16 protein-coding genes are annotated in these 20015 nt (G+C 55.7%); 12 read left to right on the top strand and 4 right to left on the bottom strand.

The features are described 5' to 3' along the window. The first annotated feature begins 46 nt into the window (after window positions 1-46). The 5 genes from MKX42_RS29485 (at window position 47) to MKX42_RS29465 (ending at window position 4083) form a co-directional block, all read left to right on the top strand. On the top strand, window positions 47-760 hold the full coding sequence (locus MKX42_RS29485) for a YceI family protein (protein WP_340756716.1): 714 nt from the start codon (window positions 47-49) through the stop codon (window positions 758-760). 17 nt (window positions 761-777) lie between these two features. Continuing rightward, complete coding sequence (locus MKX42_RS29480; protein WP_340756715.1) at window positions 778-1101, top strand: hypothetical protein; 324 nt, start codon at window positions 778-780, stop codon at window positions 1099-1101. A 120-nt stretch (window positions 1102-1221) separates the two neighbouring features. Next, a complete protein-coding gene (locus MKX42_RS29475) occupies window positions 1222-2013 on the top strand; it encodes a hypothetical protein (protein WP_340756714.1) in 792 nt (263 codons plus the stop codon). A gap of 111 nt (window positions 2014-2124) precedes the next feature. After that, window positions 2125-3123, top strand: coding sequence for a Gfo/Idh/MocA family protein (locus MKX42_RS29470; protein WP_340756711.1), 999 nt, complete (start codon window positions 2125-2127; stop codon window positions 3121-3123). A 36-nt stretch (window positions 3124-3159) separates the two neighbouring features. Continuing rightward, window positions 3160-4083, top strand: a complete 924-nt coding sequence (locus tag MKX42_RS29465) for an ADP-ribosylglycohydrolase family protein (RefSeq protein WP_340756708.1) — start codon at window positions 3160-3162, stop codon at window positions 4081-4083. 719 nt (window positions 4084-4802) lie between these two features. Here MKX42_RS29465 and MKX42_RS29460 read toward each other — a convergent pair. Next, the gene (locus tag MKX42_RS29460) at window positions 4803-5504 is read right to left on the bottom strand and encodes a class I SAM-dependent methyltransferase (RefSeq protein WP_340756706.1); all 702 of its coding nucleotides are present in this window, start codon (window positions 5502-5504) and stop codon (window positions 4803-4805) included. A 161-nt stretch (window positions 5505-5665) separates the two neighbouring features. Between MKX42_RS29460 and MKX42_RS29455 the strand changes: the two genes are divergently transcribed. The 4 genes from MKX42_RS29455 (at window position 5666) to MKX42_RS29440 (ending at window position 8910) form a co-directional block, all read left to right on the top strand. Beyond that, on the top strand, window positions 5666-6550 hold the full coding sequence (locus MKX42_RS29455; protein WP_340756704.1) for a hypothetical protein: 885 nt from the start codon (window positions 5666-5668) through the stop codon (window positions 6548-6550). 31 nt (window positions 6551-6581) lie between these two features. Further along, complete coding sequence (locus MKX42_RS29450) at window positions 6582-7331, top strand: WecB/TagA/CpsF family glycosyltransferase (RefSeq protein ID WP_340756702.1); 750 nt, start codon at window positions 6582-6584, stop codon at window positions 7329-7331. Between the two features lie 41 nt (window positions 7332-7372). Further along, the gene (aroB, locus tag MKX42_RS29445; RefSeq protein ID WP_340756701.1) at window positions 7373-8515 is read left to right on the top strand and encodes a 3-dehydroquinate synthase; all 1143 of its coding nucleotides are present in this window, start codon (window positions 7373-7375) and stop codon (window positions 8513-8515) included. Window positions 8516-8577: 62 nt separating this feature from the next. Further along, on the top strand, window positions 8578-8910 hold the full coding sequence (locus MKX42_RS29440; RefSeq protein ID WP_340756699.1) for a hypothetical protein: 333 nt from the start codon (window positions 8578-8580) through the stop codon (window positions 8908-8910). A 133-nt stretch (window positions 8911-9043) separates the two neighbouring features. Here MKX42_RS29440 and MKX42_RS29435 read toward each other — a convergent pair whose 3' ends face one another. From MKX42_RS29435 to MKX42_RS29425, 3 genes are read right to left on the bottom strand one after another with little or no spacing between them, the layout of a single operon-like run. Beyond that, window positions 9044-10846, bottom strand: coding sequence for a hypothetical protein (locus MKX42_RS29435; RefSeq protein WP_340756697.1), 1803 nt, complete (start codon window positions 10844-10846; stop codon window positions 9044-9046). A gap of 57 nt (window positions 10847-10903) precedes the next feature. Beyond that, window positions 10904-11827, bottom strand: a complete 924-nt coding sequence (locus MKX42_RS29430; protein WP_340756696.1) for a hypothetical protein — start codon at window positions 11825-11827, stop codon at window positions 10904-10906. Then, window positions 11820-11972: a hypothetical protein gene (locus MKX42_RS29425; RefSeq protein ID WP_155991665.1), complete on the bottom strand. Its 153-nt coding sequence runs from the start codon at window positions 11970-11972 to the stop codon at window positions 11820-11822. The genes MKX42_RS29430 and MKX42_RS29425 overlap by 8 nt, the downstream gene beginning before the upstream one ends. A 244-nt stretch (window positions 11973-12216) precedes the next feature. On the opposite strand from MKX42_RS29425, the gene MKX42_RS29420 reads away from it, so the two are divergent. From MKX42_RS29420 to MKX42_RS29410, 3 genes are all read left to right on the top strand, one after another. Further along, complete coding sequence (locus MKX42_RS29420) at window positions 12217-14037, top strand: vWA domain-containing protein (RefSeq protein ID WP_340756695.1); 1821 nt, start codon at window positions 12217-12219, stop codon at window positions 14035-14037. 85 nt (window positions 14038-14122) lie between these two features. Then, window positions 14123-17512, top strand: coding sequence for a tubulin-like doman-containing protein (locus MKX42_RS29415; protein WP_340756693.1), 3390 nt, complete (start codon window positions 14123-14125; stop codon window positions 17510-17512). 4 nt (window positions 17513-17516) lie between these two features. Next, complete coding sequence (locus tag MKX42_RS29410) at window positions 17517-19943, top strand: transcription initiation factor TFIID (RefSeq protein WP_340756691.1); 2427 nt, start codon at window positions 17517-17519, stop codon at window positions 19941-19943. Window positions 19944-20015: the final 72 nt, after the last annotated feature.

Here is a 20015-nt window from a genome sequence, read left to right as displayed (position 1 = left end):
CCAAGCCAATAGAGCAGAGATAAGAGTATGGAATGGAGGAGATCGTATGAAGAAGAGAACCGTCGCTATAACCGCAGCCATTGTAATTATTGCAGGAGCCATCACCGCCTTCATCTTAGTGAACAACAGCCTTGGCAATAAGGTGGAGATTGAATCGGTGATTCCTGAGCAGGCCCAGGACAGCAAAGCGCAGAAGGAAGGAACAGCCAATGCGGCTGCGGCCGCTGCTGCTGTAACGCCAGAACAGTTGAACGGAACCTGGAACATTACAGAGCCGTCCAAGGTCTACTGGTCTGTGACCACATCCAAAGAAACCGTGAACTTCGTAGACCCTTCCGTTAAGGGAACCTGGAAGGTGAATCTGGAGGATGCCTCCGCGATGACCGGCGAAGGGTCGGTAGAGATGAACGCACTTGATTCGGGAACCGCCCCACGGGACGAGCATGTTAAGGGATCGGACTTCTTGTCCGTGGCAGAGTTCCCGGAAGCCACCTTCAAGGTGAAGTCCTTCTCGGAGCTGCCGAAGGAATGGACAGAGGGTACAGCGGTACCGGTACAACTGAAGGGGATGCTGGCTGTAAAGGGCATTGAGAAGGAAGTCACGTTCGACTCGCAGGCCGCATACAGCGGCGGAGAGCTTAAGCTGTCGGGCACGACTACCGTAACCTTCGAGGATTTCGGCCTCAGCAATCCGCACTCCATCGTGCTCAGTACCGAGAACAACCTTGAGGTGCGCCTGGAGCTTGTGCTTAAGAAATAACATAGAAGTTGGAGAAGATGAAGTTGGAGAGGACCCTCCCCGTTGCCGTGGATTTGCGGCTGGCGGGGAGGGTTTTTGATGTAACTTGGGCGGAGGCGAAGGTGGGGGCGGCTGTATGTGGAAAACCGACCATATTGGGCCGGCGCAGGGCGTATGGCTGGAATGTAATCGAAAAAACGATTACATTAGGCTCAGCGTGGGCATATGGCCGGAATGTAATCGAAAAAACGATTACATTAGGCTGGAGCTGGGCGGATGAGCGGAATGTAGACGATAAACCGAACACTATCGGTGCTGCTGCGGTGAGATGGACATATGCTATTCATACAAGCGGTCGGTGAGAGAATGCTCTCAGAATTGGCGAATTCGTGCTGACGGTGCAAATTCCCGCCTCCAGGTTAAGTATAAGAGATACATAGTCATTCAACAGGACCATCAAGTAAGGAAGGGAGCTAAGATATATGGACCGAAAGGCCAAGACCATACTGCAAAAAACATTCTGGAGCGCCAGCGGCTGGAAGGGGGCGTACGGGCCTTTTTCCGGTGAAGATTTCGACTATGCCAAGAGCAAGGGGGTCATGTTCGATCCTCTCACAATCACTCATGATGAACTGGTGGAGAAGCTACGGGTGCTGCACAGCAGAAGTGTGACCCGGGACAAGGTGGCGGCTGCCTTCCTGCATAGCCTGTCTACCCGGAAGGTTCATCTGCGGAGCGCCTTGTCCAGTTGGGCTTTGACCTCGGAGCTGGCTGCACATACCTACGCCCAGCCCCCCGCTGAGCAGCCAAGGTATAGCAGCTGTGCGGCCTGTGATGCCAGACACTTGATGTCTGATCAGCAGTACAACGCTGTGGATCTGAATGTGCTCAATTTCGAGCGGGTCAAATGGGGCGGCATCCGCCTCAATAAGCTGCTGTATTGCTGGCTGGATCTGGAGCTGTTTAGCCGGGAAGAGGAGGTGGAGGCAACTCCGCAGGATCTTCGTTTTTTGCAGGACATGGCCGAGGCCGTTAAGCAATGCGGCAGCAAGGACGGGGCACGGAAGCTGGAGAAGCACTGGAAGAATATTTTCCCTTCTAATCAGTATGAGCGGGATGTGGTGATGGAGATCTGGGGATATGCTGGCATTCTGGTTCCGCAGGAGGAGCCGCGCCAGGGACGGGGCGGAGACAATGACTTCAACGCTGTAGCTAACTGGCGCGGTGAGGACGGTTATTCGGAGGAACGCCTGAATCTGTTGTTCGGGCTGTAATACACACTTGTCTGGAGCTGGAGGGTCCTGCCGGGAGGCGGACATGTACACACCAGGGAGATTTTGATAGAATCAGAGGGACCTGAGCTTCATTAAGAGGAGGAGATTACTATGGCAGAAGATAACGCTTACACGATAAAATGGGGCATTCTCAGCACAGGCTGGATCGCCCATCAGTTCGCCACGGATCTGGCCCACGCCAGCAATGGGGTGGCCTATGCGGTCGGCTCGCGCTCGCAGGAGAGCGCGGATAAGTTCGCCGCCGATCACGGCATTCCTGTCGCATACGCCACCTACGAAGAGCTGGTTAGCGATCCTGAAGTGGACGCCATCTATATTGGAACGCCGCATCCGTTCCACCGTGAGAACGCGCTGCTCGCGCTGCGTGCAGGTAAGGCTGTGCTGTGCGAGAAGCCTTTTACCGTGAACAGTGGTGAGCTGGAGGAAGTCGTGGCCTATGCCCGGGAGCATAAGCTGTTCCTCATGGAAGCGATGTGGAGCCGGTATATCCCGGCGCATGTGAAGGTGCGGGAATGGCTGGCCGCCGGGCGGATTGGCGAGGTGAAGCTGGTGAAGGCGGACCTTGGGTTCCGCTCCGACTGGAAGCCGGAGGGACGCCTATTGAATCCGGCCCTTGGCGGCGGTGCGTTGCTGGATGTCGGCATCTATCCGGTCTCCTTTACCTCAATGGTTCTTGGACCTCATCCAGAATCGATCGCCAGTACCGTTCATATTGGGGAGACCGGCGTGGATGAGCACTTCTCGCTGCTGTTATCCTACGGGAATGGCGTATCTGCTTCACTGAATGCCGGCATCCGCCTGAATCTGGACGATGAAGCCTATATCTATGGAGCGGAAGGCCGTATTGTGGTTAATGGCACCCTGGTTAATCCGAAATCGGCCGAGCTCTACGTGAACGGCGAATTAGCGGAGAAGTTCGAAGATGACCGTGCTTCGGTAGGCTATGCCTTCGAGGCGGAAGAGGTGGGCCGCTGCCTTCAAGCGGGGCTTATTGAGAGTCCGGTAATGACCCTGGATGAATCCTTAGCCATAATGAAGCTGCTGGATACTGTCCGGGCACAATGGGGGCTGAAATACCCTGGCGAATAACCGCCGGCATGAGGCTTCTGGAAAGGGGGAGACCAAGTGACATTGACAATGGACCGTTATCAGGGCTGCCTGCAGGGGCTGGCCGCCGGAGATGCACTGGGAACAACTGTAGAGTTCCAAGCGCCGGGCACCTTCAAGCCAATGACAGATATTGTCGGCGGCGGGGTATTCGCCCTCCAGCCGGGTCAGTGGACGGATGATACCTCCATGGCTCTCAGCCTTGCGGAGAGTCTGCTTGCCATGCAGGGTTTCGATCCGGCAGATCAGATGCAGCGTTATGTGAAATGGTACCGCGAAGGAGCACTCAGCAGCACCGGCCGGTGCTTTGATATCGGTAACGCAACGCGCGAAGCGCTGCACCGGTTTGAAGCAAGCGGGGAGGCGTACAGCGGTTCAGAGGACCCGTTCTCGGCCGGGAACGGCTCAATTATGCGTCTGGCTCCGGTGGTGATGTACTACGCGGAGCAGCCCGCTGAGGCGATCCGCTATGCAGCAATGAGCTCAAGAACCACGCACGGGGCCGCCGAGTGTCTTGCTGCCTGCCGCCTGCTTGCGGCATATATTCTCGCCGGGCTGCACGGCTGGAGCAAGCAGGAGATGCTGGCGCCGGAGGCTTTCCATGAATGGCTGGATGAAGATTCGCTGACGCCGCATACGCTGAACATCAAGCAAGGCTCCTACAAGCTGAAGGAGCCGCCGCAGATTCAAGGCTCGGGTTATGTCGTGGAGTCGCTGGAAGCGGCATTATGGGCATTCCATAAGTCGGACAGCTTCGCAGAGGGCGCGCTGCTCGCCGTGAATCTCGGCAATGACGCCGACACCACTGGTGCCATATACGGCCAGATTGCCGGGGCATACTATGGGCTCAGCGGCATTCCAGCGGGATGGAGCCGCAAGCTGGCAATGCGTGAGCTGATCAGCGACTACGCGGGGCGGCTGTTTACGGAGCGGGTGCAATAGGCGGAGTAAGCGGAGGTAGTTAAGCTGCAACAAACAGGCGGGGCGCATGGGTTACAGGGTGCCCCGCCTGTTTGTTGTGCAGTGCAGGACATGCGGAGTTTCGCATGTGAACTATTGAAGTTGGTTCATTGCGTTAACGCTATAATGTGTGAATCTGCGTTTGGAGGAGACATTCAGAGATAAGTGTATTCTGTACAATTAAAAACCGCGAAATGGTAAGCTTTCCTCTCCTAACTGTAGTCTGTACAACTAAATTTACCCGAGTGGTCGAGAACCGGGGCATGGAGGTATTTTAGATGTACGGAATACAGCTAAACTGCGATTCGATGGTACATCAGTCGTTTTAGTTGTACAGAATGCACTTAACTAATCGCTTGTGACTTAATGGGGGCATGAATGATGATCTTAGGCAGATTCTGCACCCATCGCCGACTTCTACGCTGATTTGAAAGTAGCTGATTGTATTTCCTGCATTAGAAAACTCATATTTGACCATGAAATGAGATTCTATTGTATTTCGTGCAGCGGAATGTTGCGTTTTGGGCGGAAAATGGCCTTTATTCAACATTCAATTGCACCGAATACAGTAGATTCTATTTCGTAGCCTTTTTGACAGCATTCCATTGTACAAAATACAGTTACCACAGTTCCAGCGCCCACAGCATCCGAATAACTGCTCCTGTAGGCGCTGGTTTGTTATAGCTCTGATGCTCTACTCCTTATCTTTTTCGGAACAAGGCCGTCCACAGAAAAGCTTCACCAAACAGGTTCTCACTCTGCTCCGTCTGGCGCATCCGCCGGAACTTCACATTCTCGAACCCGCTGAAGAACATCTTAAGCTGCTCCTCCGTCAACCCTAATCCACCTCTCATCCGCCGTTGACGGTAGACCTCCCAATCGGTAATCTCTGCACCCATGGAGCCCGCTGCGAAGCAGGTCAAGCCGAAATAACCGCCGGGCGTGAGCGTCCGGTTCAGCAGCTCCAGATAACTGGCTCTGCGGTGGGGATAGATGTGATGGAAGCATCCGCTGTCATAGATCAGGTCATAGCTCCCGGGCGCCAGTTCCAGGTCAAAGATATTCCCGCAAGTAAAACTAACCTCTACCCGGTGTGCCGCCGCACGCTCCATTCCCCAATCGACCGCTGCCTGAGAGATATCCACAGCGTCTACCTTACAGCCCTGCTGCGCCATGTACACCGCATTTCTGCCGCCTCCGCAGCCTAGCTCAAGCACCCTGCCCGGGGTAAGCACCCCGCTGCTGAAGGATTCCACCAGATTCTCATCGGGACAATCCCGGAAAAAAGGAATGCCCTTCTCCTTATCCGCATAGAACCCATTCCACCACTCCCCCTCGTCCCGGAAAAGGGAGTCCAGCATCCTCAGCGTGTCCTCATGGCTATAAATCGTTTCCTCTGCCATTCTTATCACAGTCTCCCTTCTCATCATCATGCGGCAAACCGAATGTACACTATGAGACAATCCAGATAGTGACTCTCCTAAATTATGTTATAATATTCCGGGAATACGTTCTGTGCGGTTGGTTGCAGGGAGCGGAAATTCTATGAGAAGGAGGGAAGCGTGTGCTATGGACGGCAAGTCTATCCAATCTGCTGCTGAAGCCGGACAACCGGCAGCGGCACAGCGAATTACTTCAGGAAATCGCCAGCTATATAAGCACTCATATTCTGAATCATCCGCTGCTTGCGGAAGATTGCGGGCATATCAGCATCCTGCTTGATGGATCAACGGCCTTGGGGATTGTGGACGACAGCTCGGATATCGATCTGATTCTGGTCTGCCGGAATGAACAATATGAGCCGATTACGAGCCGGTTTGAACGGGCAGGGCTGATCCCGGAGAGCAGCAGCTTATTTGTCGATGTGCATCTGCCCAGCGGCAAAACAGGACATTACACCCTGCTCACATTATCGGAGCTGGAGCAGGCTCTGGGGAAGGGGCAACTGGACTGGCTGTGGAATGCATCCGTCTCCTGTCTCTATCATGATCCGCTGGACCTGAAAGCGTTGTTCGCGAAAGCGGTTCCGCTGTCTTCAGATCTTCTGATGAGCCTGCGGAAGAAGACCTACATAGACCTTCGGAGTGCTGCCAAAAGCCTGGATAATCCCGTGCGCCGGGGAGACGCTTTTCCGATTCTTTTTCAGGCGGTGGAGGTGTTCAAACAGGCCTTACGCTGTGCCATCACGGTGGAGGGCTACCCGTACCCGTATGACAAATGGCTTGTACAGGTAGCAGAGCAGCTTCCAGTAGGGAAAAGGGTGCTTGACTGTATGAAGGACTTCCGGCTCTACCTATCAGAAGATCTGTCCTACGCGCCAATGTACCAGGAAGATAACAGCTTTGTGAAGATGGAGAAGCGGGTCCGTCAGGTGCTGCTGGAGGAATTCCGCCTACGCGGCGTAGATGAGCCTTGGCTGGTGGAATGGTGGAAGTACTTAGAGGATTAAATGGAGTTAGATAAATGGGAGAGGTGAAAAGATGAAGGACAAGGTGTGTATTCTGGGAGTCCCCTTCTCCAAATTGACGCTGGAACAGACGACTTCGCTGCTGGACGAGCAGATCATGGACGGGCAGGGAGGGCTGTTTCATCTCATTACGGCGAATCCGGAGATTACCCTGGCGAGTCAAACGGACGAACAGCTGCAGGAGATCATCGACTCGGCAGATCTGATTGTCCCTGACGGGATCGGCATTGTGATGGCGGCGCGAAGACAAGGCAATCCTATTGCGGAGCGGGTGACCGGCTACGATCTGCTGCTGAGTTTACTTGCGAAGGGAAATGAACGGGGCTGGAGTTTTTATTTTCTGGGTACAGATGAGTCTACTAGCAGACTGGCGGTGGAGCAGATTAATCTGCGCTATCCGCAGGTGAAGATTGCCGGGAGGCATCACGGGTTCTTTGCACCTGACGAAGAGCCAGGGATTATCGCCAGTATTCAGCAGTCCAAGCCGGATGTGCTCATTCTTGCCCTGGGTGCTCCGTACTCAGATAAATGGCTGTATAAGCACAAGGAAGAATTACAGAGGATTAAGCTTGTTTTTGGCGTGGGCGGAAGTCTGGATGTGATCTCCGGGAAAGTACGACCGGCACCGGCCATCTGGAAAAAAATGAATCTGGAGTGGGCGCACAGACTGTTGTTCTCACCCGTCGCCAAAGGCCAGAAGTCACGCTGGCGCAGACAATCTGCGCTGCCGAAGTTCGTCTACCAGACAATGATCCGAAAATGAAATCTACAAGCAATAGTCTTATAGAGAAAGGGGCTAAACCCATGTCCAAGAGCTTTGAAGTAACACTCCAAAAAGTAGTCGACCACTCTTACTCTATTGAAATCGGTGAGCATCTGTTTGCCTCATTAGTTCGCGATTTGCAGCAGGGGCTGCTTACGGGGATTAGTAAATTTGCTATTATCACAGACTCTACGGTGGAGCCGTTATATGGCCGTCCCTTACTGGAGCTGCTGCAGCGCGAGGGATTCCAGGCGGAATTGTTCTCCTTTCCGGCGGGAGAGGGCTCGAAGACCCGGGAGACGAAGGCAATACTGGAGGACCAATTGCTAAGCCATGCTTATGGAAGGGATTGCTGCATCATTGCGGTGGGGGGCGGAGCGGTGACGGATCTGGCGGGCTTTTTGGCAGGAACCTTTGGCCGGGGAGTACCTTCTCTGAATTATGCTACCACCTTGCTGGCAGCAGCAGATGCCTCCGTTGGCGGCAAAACAGGCGTGAACACACCCGTCGCCACCAACCTGATCGGCGTATTTCACCAGCCCCGTAAAGTATACATAGACTTGGCTGCCTGGCGCACACTTCCGTCCCGTGAGTTCAGAAGCGGTCTGGCCGAGACCATCAAGCATGCCTGTCTGGGCGATGAGCAGTTCTTCGGTTACCTGGAAGCGAACATGGACAGAATCATTACGGAGCAAGGGGAGCTGATCCTCGATGCCCAGGTGTGCGAGCATATTGCGCTGACGAATTGCCGGATCAAATATGAAGTGGTGGAGCAGGACGAGCATGAGCATAATCTGCGGCAGATTCTGAATCTGGGGCATACGGCAGGCCGGGCGCTTGAGGCGCTCAGCGGTTACCGCTTGCTGCATGGTGAAGCCGTTGCCGTGGGGCTGGTCATCCAGGCGAAGCTGGGTGTGAAGTTTGGTTATATGACGGAGGAAGAGGCTAACCGGGTAGTGGCTTTGCTGAAGAAGGCGGGTCTGCCAACAGAGCTTCCGGAGTACATTTCAAACCGGGCGTTAGTGAACAAGATGTACACGGACAAAAAAGTGCGCAGCGGCCGCATCCGCTTCGTCTTCCAGGACGGTATCGGGAGGATGAAGCTTTTCGCAGACGGCTCTTATTCGGTTCCGGTTGAAGAATCGGAGGTCATGGAGCTGCTGGAGGAGATTCGTGGGAGCTGAAGCTGAATCCGCATCCCTCCATTCAGGGTAATATAGAGAAAGAGAGCTTAGGAGGGACGAACATGGGTAACCCGCTGAAGGAATTCAAGAACAGCATCGATGGGCTGAAGCAGTCACTGGATGGAGTGAAGCAGTCAGTCGATGGACTGAAGGCTCCGGTCGAGGAGTTCAAAGCGAATATGCAGGAGACGGTGGAGTCGGCAAAGCTGCGGAGTGACGGGGTGAAGTCGGAGCTTGGGCGGATGAAAAAGTCGGTCAAGGATACTCAGGAGGTGCTCGGTGAGGTGAAGGAGACGCTGAGCGCATCGGCGGAGGTGCTGTACAAGAGGAAGCGATATCTAAGACTGTTCAGCCGCAAAAGAAAACCGCAAACCGCCAAGGCCCTCCGTTTGTAATCTACACCCCACTTGTGCTGGGACATATTCCACGCGCCAAAAGAAAACGCAAGAGTCATGCGGCATCCGTACCGTGTGGCTCTTGCGTTTTTGGTATTCCGGTCCATGCGGACTGAAGGGCCGTTTCCGCACATCAAGGCGGCGTCAAGCTTAAGCTCCCCATCGAATCGACTACAAACACAGGGACAGACTCCTCGCCAAGCTCCGTCACCACCGTGCCGTATCCATTCTCGAACTGGCCGCTGACTGCGGTGAGTCCGGTAATCTGGCTTATCTCGCCTTGAAGCAGCAGATAGCGGCCGTTCGAACGGGCGACGGCTCTTCCGGCAGCGTCAATCGAGATCTCGCAGGTCAGCATCACCTTCTCATAAGGAAACAGCTCAAGTTGTGTAGCATCTATAGGCGTGTAAGTGAACTCCTGATAGAGTTCCGAGAATTCATATATCCCGTTCACCTGGCGGAAGATAGCCGTCCTGCCGGCGGCACCATCGGCCAGATCGGTGTTCATTACGCGGATGGAGCCATCCTCCGCCATCAGCTCATAGCTGCTGCCTGTGAAGCTGAACAGCAGGGAGATTCCCTCCGGCCGGATGGCATAGCCTGTGAAGGTGCTGCGTCCGTCAGTCTCACCGCTGTTAGCTACAACTACTGGAACTTCGGAGTAAGCAGACAACGCTTCGTCAAAAGAAAGAGCGCTCAGCATCCCCGAACCCGGGATCACCTCCCCGGTCCGGGTGGAGACCGTGCCGTCCCCGCTCATCTCGGCGTAGACCAGCTTGCCGCCAGTGTCTACTCCGGCTACGGCCACCTTGGCACCGTACTTATCAGTGACGGAGGCTGTAAGGGAGTAGCTGCCCTGCACTTCGCCGCCCGGCAGCAGCCGGAGCGGCTCGGCCAGGTTCCAGGCCAGCGTTGCGGCAGCGGTCTCCTTGGAGGTATCCTGCACTGGAGCCAGCTCCGCATAGAGCCTGATGGCATCCGCATACTGGCCGCCGCGCACATGGCGCGTGCCCTCGCGGAGCAGCCGGGCAATGCTGTTATCGATCAGCTTCAGCGCCTTGGAACTGGTGATGCCGGCGGATGCCGCATAGCTGCGGTAGCGGGCGGCATGTCCGGCGAAGGCTGCGGTGTTGTCACCGTCCAGATCCTTGTTCAGGATGAGCGAAGCGCTCTCCTGAACCTGCTTGTTAAGCCAGGGCGCGGTATAACTATGATTCTTATAAGCTTCTTCCATAGAGAGGGCGCTCTCCAGCATAGGCCCGAAGCTTCCGGCTGCGGCCAGAGCCTTGAGCCTCGCGGTATCATGAGCCTTGAAGCTCGCAGCGAGCAGCTTATCCTTGGCGGCGGCTCCCCCGTAATAGTCTGCCGGAATCTGCAACAGGCTCCATTTGAGACTGTCCGTACTGCCGCTGCCCGTCCCCGAATCTGACTCCTTAGACGAACCTGCGGCAAGTCCGGCCAGATACTCATCCTTGAACTGCCGGAACCCGGCGGTCATCTTGTCTGAGACGCCTGAATCCGCCGAGAGCTGGCGATAATAGGCTTCATAGGGACCGCCCGGCGTCATATACTTTCTCTTCAGGCTGAGCAGTGAAGCATAGCTCTCCATCATCCCTGCGAAATCCTTCACAGTCAGCTGGTCCGCAAGTGTTAAGGACAGTCTGCTTAGACTGCTGCGGATGCCCGTGATGGGAGCCAGCTCTGCCAGTCTTGCATTAATTTCTTCTTCTTTATAGGAAATCGCGTGATTGGCCGCTGCTTGGCGGTACCGGTTCTCGGCAGCGATAAGCTCCCCGGCAGCGTACAGTTTTCCGGCTTCTTGTACATCCTGCAGCTTATTCTTAATCCCCAGCGCCTTCTGTCCCAGCGGGAGCAGCATCAAAATACACAGAATAATCATAATATTCCGCAGGGTTATAGCCCGCATGATCGTCATATAATATAGCCCCTTTATTTCATAGATAAGGTTTAGAGCGGCAGTATGCTTCTAACCTTATACTTCAGGGTCCCAGCGGTACTTAAGCTCACGGATCTCCTCCACCTTGGCATCCAGGCCGTTCCACGGCTCATAGGGATTTGCGGCAATCAGTTTGGATAAGCGCAGGAACCGGTCCTTAGGCAGCTCCTGCACATAGCGGCCGATCATGCCGGAGTAGAGCAGTGCGTATCGCTTCATGCGGACCGCAGCACTGGCAACGGCGGTCATAATGACCAATCCCTCATCCATTTCGAGAATCTGCACCTCGTAATTCTTGACATAGCGCAGAGTGCGGTCTTTGATCAGCTCGGGACGGACCCTGGCGATCTCGCCGATATATTCAGCCAGCAGCGGCTCGAAGTCCTTCAGCAGCAGCTGCTCCAACTCCAGCGTCATGTCCTTGCGCAGCTGGAAGCCGTGCAGCAGGGCGACGCGCTGGCGGGAGATCCGGTCTCCGCGCAGCAGCACGGAGATCTCGCGCAGCTTCTCATAAGCGAGCACATCATTCTCGCGCAGTACCGTCACGGCTTCCTGGCGGTTCAGCTCCAGATCTTCCTTGATGCTGATAATATTACGGCCAAGCAGTTTGTTCAGCGCATACAGATTTTCGTTCTGCCGAACTTTTCGCTGCGTATAGTAGACCAGTCCGGCTAATACAAGACCGCCTGCGCCGCACAATACCATCTGCAGCAGATTCTGTCCGAAATAGATTCCGGCCAGGGTCAGCAGGAGAATAACGAGCAGCCGGGTCTGTACCCTGCGCCCGGCTAAGGAAGCAGCATGCTTCTCTACCGGAGCCAGCGAGGCACGGCCGCAGTGGGTGCAGCGTTCCTCGCCCAGCGCGGTGTAACGGTGACAGCGGCGGCAGATGCGCAGCTTTTCGAAGGCGTAACGGGGAGCCTTGAAGGGACGGAAGATCACCGGTTTCTTTTTACTCACGGGCCGTATCTCCTCCGTTCAATGCAGCCAGCAGGCGCTCGTCGATATCCTCACGGGTGAGCGGCTTCCGCTGGCGGGAAGCATATAGAATGATCTGAATCACAGCATAGAGAAACGTTATCCCGAGTATGGCGTATGTAATCATGGAACTCTTCCTTTCTGCTCTGGTTACGGTCTTTTAATCAAATATTCAGGAATGCGGCGTATACTTAGAATAGTCTATCCGGCTCAGGATGGCGATTGTTACTAGCGGAAGTGCCGGTCCAGCGGTCACTATGTTGAAGTTTACAAGGTTTAATTATATCATAATGGCATGCTATTGACAGAATTTAGCTATGCGTTACGGATCTGCCATATCCGCCTAATTTCACACAAGAGGAGCCCTATTTATGCTTCGTAACGAACGTAATTTCAGCAAGGCCAAGAATAGACTGCAGCGCATATTGCCTGTATTGCTTATGATCTTATGCATCACTGTATCTCCATATGCTGCTTCGCGAGCCAGCGCGGCTTCGGCCGCACCCTCACATATCGACGCTGTGCTGCTGATCGATGTCAGCAACTCGATGAACAAGAGCGACAAGAACAAGATTGCCAATGAAGCGATGAAGATGTTCATAGATATGCTGTCCACTCAAGGCGATAAGGTAGGCATTGTAGCTTACACCGATAAGGTGCAGCGCGAGAAGGCGCTGCTCGGCATCAAATCCGCCGGCGACAAGGAGGATCTGAAGAATTTCATCGACGGGCTTAGCCGCGGACCCTACACGGACCTTGCGGTCGGGATGGAAGAGGCGGTAAAGGTGCTGGAGAACGGCAGCGATCCCGGCCATGAGCCAATGATCGTCATGCTGGCGGACGGCAACAATGACCTGAATGAAGCCAGCGGCCGGAAGCAGTCCGATTCCGACAAGGAGCTGAAGGCGGCAGTAGAGGCTGCCAAGCAGAAGGGGTATCCCGTATATACCATAGGGCTGAATGCAGACGGCAAGCTGAACAAGAATATTCTGGCCGGGCTGTCCAGTGAGACAGGCGGTAAGGCATTCACTACCAATTCCGCCGATGATCTGCCGCAGATTCTCAGCGAGATTTTTGCCAGCCATTTGAAGCTGAAGGTGGTGCCGGTGCCATCCATTACGGCAAACGGCGATTATCAGGACGTAACGGTGAACGTGCCGAACAGCAGTGTGCTGGAAGCGAATATCTCCATTATGTCCTCGAAGCCGGTGACGGCGAAGCTGAGCGATCCTTCCGGCAAGGAAGTTGCTATTCCCTCGGATAAGGTGCTGCTGTCGAAGTCGTCCACCTACACCCTGATCAAGCTGCTCTCGCCGGAGCAGGGGGACTGGAAGCTCCAGGTCAAGGGCGTGCCGAAGGATAAGATCGATATTAATCTGGTATTCAACTACGATCTGGAGCTGAAGCTGGATGCCCTGCCCGCCAAGTCTTACGGCAAAGGCGACAAGGTTGAGATCTCTTCCCATCTGTACAGCAACGGGGCGGAGGTAACGGAAGGCAGCCTGTATCAGGAGATGAAGGCTGTGCTGCTGGCTACAGATAAGGACACCGGCCAGGTGCAGGAGATTCCGCTGGATAACTCGGGTGCCGAGTTCAAGGGTGCTTTTGAAATCAAGGATAATCATGAATACGAACTGAAGGTCCGGGCCGAAGAGAGCAGCTTCTATCGGGAGAGCGATGTGCTGACCATCAATGCCAAGACCGGAACGGTGGCGACCACCCCGCCGTCAGCAGGCACTCCTGCGGGCGAAGAGCCAGCCGCTGAAGAGACCTCGAACACGCTGTACTATATCATCGGCGGCATTGTGCTGCTGCTGGCTGCGGCTGCCGCATTCTGGCTGCTGCGGAGTAAGGCAAACAGAGGGTTCGTCGGACAGATGGTGGTGGAGGTGCTGGATACCAATACCGGGGAGAAAACCTATCCGCAGTACAAGAAGCTCTCCGGCTTCCGCGGCAAGTTCACGCTTCATCAGCTGCTGCAGCTGGCCCCGGAGCTGAAGGAGAGCGAGAAGCTGGTCTTCACGCCGGGAACGAATGACCGCCTGCTGCTGCGCAGCGGCGAGGGCATTACTGTAGAACGCTCAGGGCGTGCTGCTGATACCTCGCGGGGCCTGGAGATGAAGAGCGGGGACCGGGTGACGGTCTCTCTGCAGACGGTAGACAAGACGATTTCTCTGGAATATCTGATCTGATAAGCAGGCTAAGCGTACGCTCCCAAAGCAATCATGCGAAGTGATTCGGGATGCGTAGGCTATCACAACTTTTGGGGGAAAACCTATGAAACCGGTAGTAAGAGAACATATTCAACAGCTGGATGTATCGCTTGGCGGAGGGATCGTCAGCGACAAGATCAGAGTGGATACCATCGATAACCCGATCCTCATTATCGGGCTTGGCGGCACGGGCATTGATGCCCTGCTGCGGCTCAAATACCAGATTAACCGCCGCTTCAAGCTGCCTGAAGATCCGTTGTCCAAGAAGAAGCGGGATAAGCCCGATAACGTGGAATTCCTGGCGTTCGAGACCAATGAACAGGACCGCGGCAAAAAATACAAGGGCATCGGCCTCGACCCGCAGAATGAATTCGTGCTGCTGGCCAATGCAGAGATCGGCGGACTGCTGCAGAACCGCAGCATCCTGGATTCTTACATTACAGACTGGCTGTCGCCGGAGCTGAGCATCACAGACGGCATGAACGGAGCTGCCGGGGTGCGCCAGGCCGGACGCCTGCTGCTGTTCACGAAGATCAACCAGGTGGTTGCCGCCATCGACAAGAAGATCAAGACGCTGTCTGTCGGCACCAGCAAGAAGCTCATGGTCTTCCTGCTTACCGGTCTGTCCGGCGGCACAGGCAGCGGGGCGTTTCTGGATATAGCCTACATCGTGCGCGGCATCATTGAACGTGACTACGGCGCAGCCGGGATAGACCGTGTCAATACGCTGGGCTATCTGTTCACACCGGACGTCAATCTGTCGAACAAGAGCCTCAGTGAGCATACCCGCGAGTATATCCGCAAGAACGGGTATGCCGCGCTCAAAGAGCTGGACTACTGGATGAACGTGGACAGCCGGGGCGAACGCTTCCGCCAGAAGTACGGCAATATTCTGAGCGTTAACTCGCCGCTCCCGCCGTTCAATCTCTGTCATCTCATCTCCGCAACCAATACGGAGGGCAAGCTGCTGGAGAATGCCTACGATTACTGCATGAACGTGACGGCTGAGAACATCACCAACTTCATGGCCAGTGAAGAGAAGGCCTCCGGCGAGGAATTCGCCATCCATGACTATATCAGCAACATCCGCACGAACATTGCCCAGATGAACAAGACTTATCCTGCCAACTATGAATACAACATTATCGGGGCATCCTCGGCCGTGCTGCCGATTGAGGAAATGACAACATACCTGGCCTACCGCCTCTTCGACAAAATGGACAAGATGTTCCATCACGCCCCGAATCAGGAGGATGTGGAGAAGATGGCGCGCAAGCTCGGCATTGATCTCGATACGATGATCAAAACGTTCGAGTCCCGTGTGCCGGAGCCGCTGCCGGGCTATCAGAACAGCGAGCGTCTCAGCCATGCGAACGTGGTCAAGAATCAGGTCGTCAGCATGGATACGGAGCTGGAGCAGAACTTCCTGGCCCGTGCGCGTGAGGAATATATCAAATCCAAGAAGCAGCTTCCCGGCGAGATTGCCGGACGCTTCGGCGAAGAGCTGGAGCGCATCTTCCTGCATCCTGAGCAGGGGCCGTTCTATGTGTCGCGGCTGCTGTACACAGAGAAGGGCTTCTGCATCCTGAAGCTGATCCAGTCTTATATTGAAGCGCTGCGCGAGAGTCTCTTGCGCCTGCCGCGTGATATTGAGACCGCACAGGAGAGTGCAGAGGATAAGCTGGGCGATGCGCGAAGCGCTTTTGTGTCCAAGGAGAAGAAGAAGAACGCCTATATTGAAGCCAAAATCAATGAATACTGGCTGCATGCCGATGTGGAGCGCACCGAACAGATGATCCAGTTCTATGAAGATCTGTATGAGCTGCTGAATGAAGAGAACAGCCGGATCTACGGTGTGTTCACCGAGATTCTGACCGCGCTCAGCTCGATCTTCGAGAAGAACGGCGATATTCTGATTAACGGCGAAGAGCAGGCAGACCACAAGGGCAACAAAACCTACTACTGGAATATCGTCAATGTGCCGGATATCTCGGCGACCATCTCCAAAATCATGGACCAGAAGGACGGCGATGATCTGATCCGTGACTTCACACGCGAGATGCTGAAGCATTCCGGGCGCTGGGTTAGAGAGCAGGAGATTGATATTGTCCGCTCCATATCCGAGTTCCTCAGCGACAAGTTCGGGGACCTCATTACCCGTTCAATGGAGGACTTCCTGGTGATGAAATACGGGCGTGAGGAGCCGCTGGATAAGTTCGTGGAGCGGATCATTGCCGGACGTCTGGATGAGGATGCGGTGCCGATTTTCCACCTCAGCAACAGTTCGGGCAGTCTGCACTTCCCATCCTGGGGCTTCGTCTCTGTGCCGGTGAAGGCGCCGGGGATTCTGAAGGGTGTGCGGAATTATCAGAACAATGCGCTGGGCAAATCGCAGTTCACGATCAAGGAGAGCGAGGTCAAGAACCGGATTTTCTGGCTGAATACACGCAACGGGGTGCCGCTGTTCGTATATACGCCGCTGCGGGTGTACGAGGAGAACTACGAGCGGACCATTCTTGACAAGGAAGGCATCGGCCGCCATCTGGTGATGACCGATAAGGACAACTGGACCTATCTGCCTTCGCCGATCCCGGAGAAGTCTTGGGGTGATACGTATGCGAATCCACGGGTTCGTGAGTACAATGCCAGAGTGCGGGCAGATTTCGGCCGGGCGCTGGAGTCTGGTGTGATTATCGAGAAGGGTGTAGATGAGAACACGAGCAGCCGCTTCTCCGTAATTTTCACGAAGCCGCTGGATCTGGGCAAGCTGCTGGGCGCTTATGATCTGCAGTTGGATGCGCCGCGCCCGAATCTTGGTGAAGTACGCAAGGCTGCTGAGGAGCTCAAAGCGCTCCGCACAGGAGGTCTTGAACGCGAAGCCGTGAAGGATATCTTCGGCAGCATTAATCTGGAGCTGGCCCAGGAGAACCTGATCCGTTCCCCGCAGCTCATTGCCCGTGTCCGTGAGGAGCTGGCGAAATACGATGCGCTGGCAGCCAAATCTGCGGAATTGGAAGCACTGGTGCATCAGCATCTGGATGAAGACAAATGGCTGGACCAGTTCATCGAAGCGCTATACACCGATACCATCACCAAAAAAGGTGCGCTCTATGTCTACGATCGCGACGAGGACGAGGATGCCTGGGAGCCGTTCGCGAATCTGATGAAGGAACGCAGCTATGTGGAGTATGCCGTCTACCGCCATTTCCGTGAGCTGGATGAAAAAAGCCGCAGTCTCCTGCTCCGCAAGGCAGCGCGCCGGGCCGGAGAAATGACCGCAGCTGAAGATGTAACTCCGCTGCTGTATAAGCTGGAAGGAATGTATGTCTCATTCCTGGAAGCGCGTGACGCTCTGGAATATGAGCGGGTAGAGCATGCCAACGGAGATGAAATGTACGGCTTCTACAAGAGCCTGACCGGCAAGCTTGGCAGCATCCGCAGAAAGCTGAAGTAGGCCTATGATCAGAGATCAGGCCTTACAATATGCGGAGCAATACGCTGCCCAGGAGGAAGCACAACATCATAAGGGGGATGGGCGCAGCAGTATCCATTACCCTGCACTGTTCCTGTTCCTGGGCGATAAGGTGACCCCGGCCATCAGCCCCGTGCTGGAACGCTGCCAGCGCAAATGGGACAATGCAGGCGGCGTTATGGCACTGCATGCCGGTTCGCATAACGGCAGCGGCAGTACGCAGGAGAAGGAGGGAGTCAAGGGGCGGATCGGCAGCGGAAACAGCAGCGTCCATGAACGCGTGATGCACATGACCCTGCCGGATACGGCAGGGCGTGATCCGCGTACGGTCCGGCGTGAGCTGTACCGCGAATTTCATGAGGATAGCGAGTATTTGGCCGGAATGAACCGCACGCTGCGTCAGTTAAGCAACAGCATAGCGGATTACGGGCGGCTGTATTCTTCTTTTGACGTCATCCATCTGTCTGTCATTACACGGGTCGATGACCCGCAGAATGTGCTGTTGCCGGAGATCGTGCTGCTGGCCCGTGCGATTCTCAGCCAGTCGTTCAAATCGGTACAGATTGATCTGTACGCGCTGATTAACGAACGGGAGCAGGGGGATAACTTCGGCTATTCCAGCTCGGTCGGGCTGGCTTGTCTGCGTGAGCTGGATGGGATGCAGGCGGCAGATTATGCCTTAAGTGCTCCCCTGCTGGTGACGGAGGAGGGGCTGTCCATTCCCGTGACGCATGGCCCTTCTCCGCTGTTCGATCTGGTCTATCTGCTCTCCGACAAGAACGAGCGCGGACTGATGTCGGTCCATGGCATGGACGACAATTACGAGATTATCGCCCACATCAGCCTGCTGAAGAACCGGGTCCGGCCTGCGGCCGACCAGGCCTCGGGGCATGGCGGCTACAATAATATGACGTTCAAAAGCGGCATCCGCGGCAGCACAGGCAGACAAGGCTACGCGTCTGCCGGCTTCTCGGCGGTGCGGCGGCCGAACCGCCAGATTGCGCTGGCGGTGCTGTACCATGCGCTGCATTATCTGGCCGGGCGGCTGCGTGCAGGCCAACCCCGGAGTCTGAAGGAGCGGCAGGCGATGCTTGGCCTTGGAGCGGATACCCTGCGGGACCGCGCGGCGGAATTGCTGCCGGAGCAGTCCGCTCTTGCCGAGATGACCGGGCTGATGAGCCATGGACGTCCGTCCTATTCACAGCTTCGGATGCTCTCGCTGCGCGAGGCTGAGGAGCTGCTCTTTGGGGAAGGGGCGCAGGCTTACTTCCGCAGTAATTTTGCGGAGGTGTCAGTGAGAAGGGCGGCGGGCATCGACCCGGCCCGGGAGTGGGCCGGAGTACTGGCTGCCGGGGAAGCAGGAGCCTCCCCGGTCACCTTCTACCAGCTGGCGGAATGGACCAGTGAGAAGACAGGGGAGGGAGGCAGCGTTCTACAGGCCTTGCGCCAGCATATGGGCGGCCTGCGTTCCGCCCTGCTCTCCGGTCAGGAGGAGCTGGAGCGTCTCTATGCAGAGAGCGTGGAGCGCCAGCCGTTCCAGCGGGTGCCGCTGCTGGACAAACGGACGGTGCGCAATTTCATTCATTACCTGTTCGAGTCCGTCTACGGCAAGAAGTATGAGCTTCTGCTGCTGGAGAGCGAGCTGGCCCTCTGTCTCCGCTATGACGCTGCACTGGAGCAGCTGCACGCAGACAGCAGAACGAAGGTTGCGGCGATGGACGCATTGGAGGAGGAGCTGCACAACGTGGCCCTCGCTAGCATCGGCCGCAGCAAGGAGACGGTGGATCAGAACATCATGGAGTATTACCGCAGTGTGACGGATGAGGTGATGAAGGATATTGAGACTCGGCGCGGCGCGGGAATCTTCTTCAGCGAGCGGTTCCTGGGCAGTCTCTCCGGGCTGCTGGTGAACGGAGGCGGCCAGGCGGTGGCCGAGCGGCTAATCGAGCTGTGCCGCCGGGAGCTGCTGACGGCGGGGCCGTTCACGCTTCCGTTCGAGGAGGAGCTGCTGCGGCGCGCCAATGTTGCAGCCGCTTACGAGAACCGGGACATCGTCTCCAAGGAGGAGCTGTTCAAGCAGCTCTACCGCAGTCTGGAGGAGGAGGCGGCAATGAATGTCCGCCTGTTCGAGTATACGCAGGAGCACCGGCATGAGGAGAAGTACTTCTTCGGCGACAGCTCCTCCGAATTCTTGCGTTATGCCTTCAGTGCAGACGAGACCACCCGCATCTACCGGCTCGGCTTCGTCCATGAGCAGCGCCGCAGCGGCGTGGAGAAGCTGAATCTGATGGGCGGCTTCCACTTGGAAGACCTGCTCTACTACCGCAACGGTAAGGTCTATTACGAGACTTATGCCGGCAACGGATACCAGCTCCACGGTCTGGAAGAAGAACTGCTGCCGGAGATGAGATAAGTGGCGATCAGATGTGATTAGTGCTGATGAGCGGAGACGGGATGAGTGCTGTGCTGGGCAGATGAGCGGAGA

This window comes from Paenibacillus sp. FSL R7-0204, assembly GCF_038002225.1.
Classification (GTDB): domain Bacteria; phylum Bacillota; class Bacilli; order Paenibacillales; family Paenibacillaceae; genus Paenibacillus_AQ.
Note: the sequence above shows the minus strand (reverse complement) of the source record. Positions and strands in the feature narration are given on the sequence as shown.

What these genes read in the sequence shown, in the direction of transcription:
- MKX42_RS29485 (WP_340756716.1), top strand. Translation starts at nt 47, where the DNA reads ATGAAGAAGAGAACCGTCGCTATAACCGCAGCCATTGTAATTATTGCA.
- MKX42_RS29480 (WP_340756715.1), top strand. Translation starts at nt 778, where the DNA reads ATGAAGTTGGAGAGGACCCTCCCCGTTGCCGTGGATTTGCGGCTGGCG.
- MKX42_RS29475 (WP_340756714.1), top strand. Translation starts at nt 1,222, where the DNA reads ATGGACCGAAAGGCCAAGACCATACTGCAAAAAACATTCTGGAGCGCC.
- MKX42_RS29470 (WP_340756711.1), top strand. Translation starts at nt 2,125, where the DNA reads ATGGCAGAAGATAACGCTTACACGATAAAATGGGGCATTCTCAGCACA.
- MKX42_RS29460 (WP_340756706.1), bottom strand. Translation starts at nt 5,504, where the DNA reads ATGGCAGAGGAAACGATTTATAGCCATGAGGACACGCTGAGGATGCTG.
- MKX42_RS29450 (WP_340756702.1), top strand. Translation starts at nt 6,582, where the DNA reads ATGAAGGACAAGGTGTGTATTCTGGGAGTCCCCTTCTCCAAATTGACG.
- aroB (WP_340756701.1), top strand. Translation starts at nt 7,373, where the DNA reads ATGTCCAAGAGCTTTGAAGTAACACTCCAAAAAGTAGTCGACCACTCT.
- MKX42_RS29440 (WP_340756699.1), top strand. Translation starts at nt 8,578, where the DNA reads ATGGGTAACCCGCTGAAGGAATTCAAGAACAGCATCGATGGGCTGAAG.
- MKX42_RS29435 (WP_340756697.1), bottom strand. Translation starts at nt 10,846, where the DNA reads ATGACGATCATGCGGGCTATAACCCTGCGGAATATTATGATTATTCTG.
- MKX42_RS29425 (WP_155991665.1), bottom strand. Translation starts at nt 11,972, where the DNA reads ATGATTACATACGCCATACTCGGGATAACGTTTCTCTATGCTGTGATT.
- MKX42_RS29420 (WP_340756695.1), top strand. Translation starts at nt 12,217, where the DNA reads ATGCTTCGTAACGAACGTAATTTCAGCAAGGCCAAGAATAGACTGCAG.
- MKX42_RS29415 (WP_340756693.1), top strand. Translation starts at nt 14,123, where the DNA reads ATGAAACCGGTAGTAAGAGAACATATTCAACAGCTGGATGTATCGCTT.
- MKX42_RS29410 (WP_340756691.1), top strand. Translation starts at nt 17,517, where the DNA reads ATGATCAGAGATCAGGCCTTACAATATGCGGAGCAATACGCTGCCCAG.